Below are 439 nucleotides of genomic sequence, written 5' to 3'. Positions count from 1 at the left end.
GTTCGACCAATTAAGTAGTCCTGACTTTTACACAAATGCGACAAAGCTACAAATTGCCTTACTCGCCTACAATTTTGCGAATTGGTTTCGCCGACTCTGCTTACCTAGAAGTATGAGTAAAAGCACCATAGCAACTGTTAGAATTAAGCTGATTAAAATAGCAGGTAAAGTAATCAACACAGCCCGTTATACGACCTTCAAACTATGTAGCAGTTGTCTTTATAAAAAACACTTTTGGTTCGCCTTGAAAAAAATTCAGGGCATACCGCTTATTGAGTGACCCAATCAATAGCCATTCATCATTTTAAAAATTGAAATCATCTCGAGGGATAAGTCTGCCCATTTTTAAGTTTGATGGGAAAAAGCGGATAGAGAAAAGTGAAAATTTAACGAGCAACCATACTTATTTAGTTATAAAAACTAAATTTCCCTAACTGGC

At 36.2% G+C, this 439-nt stretch carries 1 protein-coding gene; it reads left to right on the top strand.

The features are described 5' to 3' along the window. Positions 1 to 280 (top strand): transposase (locus tag ACYQ2O_RS12845; protein WP_459771463.1); only part of this gene is annotated, 280 nt, incomplete at its 5' end. Positions 281 to 439 lie beyond the last annotated feature (159 nt).

The organism is Alkalibacterium sp. m-11 (genome assembly GCF_054658155.1).
Note: the sequence above shows the minus strand (reverse complement) of the source record. Positions and strands in the feature narration are given on the sequence as shown.